The sequence below is a fragment of the Actinomadura logoneensis genome, assembly GCF_003428695.1.
GTDB classification, from domain to species: Bacteria; Actinomycetota; Actinomycetes; order Streptosporangiales; family Streptosporangiaceae; genus Spirillospora; species Spirillospora logoneensis.
Map to the genome: position 1 here is coordinate 1 of NZ_QURH01000130.1, position 3,345 is coordinate 3,345.

A 3,345-nucleotide genomic window follows, 5' to 3' on the forward strand; every position below is an offset into this window, starting at 1 on the left:
CCGCACGGCGGCCGGCGGGAAGGCGGGGGCCGGAGACGCCGGCGGACGCGGGCCGCGCAAGCGGCGCAGCCGGGGCGCGAGGTACGCCCGGCGCGCGGCCTTCACGGTCCTCGCGCTGATCGGGCTCGGCATCGCCGCGTTCGCCGTGGCCTACCTGCTCACGCCGGTCCCGTCGCCGTCGCAGGCCGCCGTCGCGCAGGGCCCGACGTACTACTACGCCGACGGCAAGACCGTCATCGCCAAGACCGGCACCAACCGCGAGGCCGTGCCGATCAGCCAGGTGCCCAAGGGCGTCCGGGAGGCGGTGATCGCCGCCGAGAACCGCAGCTTCTACAGCGACCCCGGCGTCTCGGTGAAGGGCACCGCCCGCGCGTTCTGGTCCACCGCGACCGGCAAGCAGCTGCAGGGCGGCTCGACCATCACCCAGCAGATGGTCCGCAACTACTACGGCGGCATCGGCCAGGAGCGCTCGGTCACCCGCAAGCTCAAGGAGGTCATGGTCTCCCTGAAGGTGGGCCGTGAGAAGTCCAAGGACTGGATCCTCGAGCAGTACCTCAACACGATCTACTTCGGCCGCGACGCCTACGGCATCCAGGCCGCCGCGCACGCCTACTACAACAAGGACGTGAAGGACCTCACCCCGTCCGAGGGCGCCTACCTGGCCGCGGCGATCCAGCAGCCGACGCCGTTCGGCGACCCGTCCGGGGCGGCCATGACCTACGCGCAGCAGCGCTGGCAGGCGGTCGTCGGCAACATGGTCCGCGACCACGCCCTGACGCCCGCGCAGCAGGCGCAGATGAAGTTCCCCAAGCCGCGCGCGCAGAAGCTGAAGAACGTCTACCGCGGCCAGAACGGCTACATGATCAACGTGGCCCGCAAGGAGCTGATCGAGCGCCGCGGCTACACCGAGGACGAGATCAACCGCGACGGGCTGAAGATCGTCACGACGTTCGACAAGGACCTGATGGACGCCGCCAAGCAGGCGGTGACCAACAACGTCCCGAGCGGGATGAGCAAGAAGATCCGCACCGCGCTGGTGTCGGTCGACCCGTCCACCGGGCAGGTGCTCGCCTTCTACGGCGGCCGCAACTACCTCAGCGAGATGGGGTCGAGCGTCTGGTACGACTGGGCGCAGCCCGGCTCCGGCTTCAAGCCGATCGTGCTGGCCGCCGCGCTCAAGGCGGGCTACGGCCTCGACACCACCGAGGACGGCTCGTCCCCGCAGACCTTCGCCGGCGCCCAGCTCCACAACGACTCCAACGAGTCGTTCGGTGACGTCAACCTGGTCACCGCCACCGAGCACTCGATCAACACCGCCTACGTCAACCTCGGTCAGGAGGTCGGGCTCGACAAGGTGGTGAAGATGGCCGAGGCGATGGGCATCCCGAAGAGCCAGCTCACCGCGAACGGCGCCGACAAGGCCCCGTCGCTGCCGCTCGGCCCGATCTCGGTGCACCCGATCGAGATGGCCGGGGTGTACTCGACGTTCGCGGCGGGCGGCACGCACCGCACCCCGTACGTGGTCCGCTCGGTCGAGGACAACAAGGGCGACACCAAGAAGTTCTCCGAGAAGGGCGACGACGTCTTCAGCGACCAGGTCGCCAAGGACGCCACCTACGCGATGCAGAAGGTCGTCCAGGGCGGCACCGGCACCGGCGCGCAGCTCGACGACGGGCGCGACGTCGCGGGCAAGACCGGCACCACCAACGGCGGCGCGGCGATCTGGTTCAACGGGTTCATCCCGCAGCTCCAGACCACGGTCGCGATGTTCCGCAGCGACGGCAAGCCGCTGGAGATCCCCGGCTACGGCGCCTACGGCGGCCAGCTCCCCGCGCAGATCTGGAAGAGCTACATGGGGGACGCGGTCTCGATCAAGAACTTCGAGGCCAAGTCGTTCGACCCGCCGTCCATCCAGACCGGGTACGACCCGGGTCCGGTGACCCAGCGGCCGACGGACCGGCCCACGACGCGCGTGCCGTCCGGCAAGCCGACCAAGCCGGGCCGGACCAACGAGCCGTCCGGACCGCCGTCCGGCCGTCCGACGCACCGGCCCACCGGCAAGCCCACGGGCCGTCCCACTCCTCCCGGCCCCGGTGACGGCGGCGGAGGAGGCGGCGGCGGGGGCGGTGGCGACACCAAGCCCGGCACCGGAGATCTGAGCTACTGACCCCAGGGGGTCCCGAGTCCACTCGGGGCCCCCTTTCCCGTCGCGGCCTGTGCTTCTCCGCCCTGTCGCGGCTCAGCGGCAGGCGGTGCCCAGCGCGTCGGGCGCGGCGGCGAGCGCCTCGTTGAGCTGCTCCACGTCCCCGGCCGAGACCGTCCCGGCCGCCGCGCGCAGCTTCGTGGCCTGGTCCTTCAGCGCGTCCCTGAGCCGGGCGTCGGACGCCTTGTCCGCCAGGCCCGCCAGGCTCGCCGCGAGCTGCTCGGTGGGCTGCCGCCACTGCGCCGCGTCCGCGGCCGACACCGCGCGGACGCCGCCGATGTACCGCTCGTACGCCTTCTTCGCGCCGTCGCAGGTCGCGGCGGAGTTCCCGCCCCCGCCGAGCGCGCCGCCGCAGCCGACCAGCAGCGCCGCCGCGCTCACCGCGAGCACGCCCCCGACCACCGGCGTCCTGATCACCCCGTACCCCATCCGCTGCCTTCCGACTTGATCCTTCTCCCGTCCTCCTATACTTTCGCACCAGGTCATGAGCGCCAGCGTCAAGCCCCGGCTTGCTGGCCGGCAACCCTTCGTCCGCGATGGGGTGCCCCGGGTGAGGACCAGGCCGGACGCCACCGCGTCCCGGCAAGCGCGGATCCCGTCGATCCAGGGCACGGCCCTCGGGATCCCTGATCCCCGAGGAGTGCACACGTATGTCCGCGACCGCCCTCGCCACCCGTTCCGTCTCGTCCGCCGCATCGGCACCGTCCGTGATCGGCGCGGACGCGCCCGTCCCGCTGGCCGACGGACGCCGCGTCCCCTACGCCAACCTCGACTACGCCGCGAGCGCGCCGTGTCTGTCCGCGGTGCAGCAGGCGATCTCCGAGGCGCTCCCCTACTACAGCAGCGTGCACCGGGGCGCGGGCTACGCCTCGCAGGTCACGACCGCGGCGTACGAGAAGGCGCGGGAGACCGTCCGCGGCTTCCTCGGCGCCCGTCCGCGCACGGCGGTCGTGTTCACCCGCAACACCACCGACGCGATGAACCTGCTCGCGCACTGCGTCCCGTCCGGGACGACGGTCGTGGTGTTCGAGACCGAGCACCACGCGACGCTGCTGCCGTGGCGGCGGGCCGTGCGGCTGCCCGCGCCGTCCTCGCCGGTCGAGGCCGTCGCCGCCGCCGACCGCGCGCTCGCCGGGTCCCCG

3 protein-coding genes and 1 riboswitch are annotated in these 3,345 nt (G+C 72.1%); of the genes, 2 read left to right on the top strand and 1 reads right to left on the bottom strand.

Translation table 11 applies throughout. The features are described from left to right. Positions 1-2,167 (top strand): transglycosylase domain-containing protein (locus DZF91_RS06980; RefSeq protein ID WP_199486460.1); only part of this gene is annotated, 2,167 nt, incomplete at its 5' end. Between the two features lie 72 nt (positions 2,168-2,239). Here the strand turns inward: DZF91_RS06980 and DZF91_RS06985 are convergent. Next, a complete protein-coding gene (locus tag DZF91_RS06985) occupies positions 2,240-2,632 on the bottom strand; it encodes a hypothetical protein (RefSeq protein WP_117356665.1) in 393 nt (130 codons plus the stop codon). A gap of 51 nt (positions 2,633-2,683) precedes the next feature. After that, a riboswitch (SAM riboswitch) is annotated at positions 2,684-2,798 on the top strand. Positions 2,799-2,853: 55 nt separating this feature from the next. Here DZF91_RS06985 and DZF91_RS06990 point away from each other — a divergent pair. Next, positions 2,854-3,345: aminotransferase class V-fold PLP-dependent enzyme (locus DZF91_RS06990; RefSeq protein ID WP_117356666.1), on the top strand; the 492-nt coding region annotated here is incomplete at its 3' end.

Bases quoted from the DNA above. Each gene is read 5' to 3' on its own strand.
- DZF91_RS06985 (WP_117356665.1), bottom strand. From the start codon at position 2,632: ATGGGGTACGGGGTGATCAGGACGCCGGTGGTCGGGGGCGTGCTCGCG.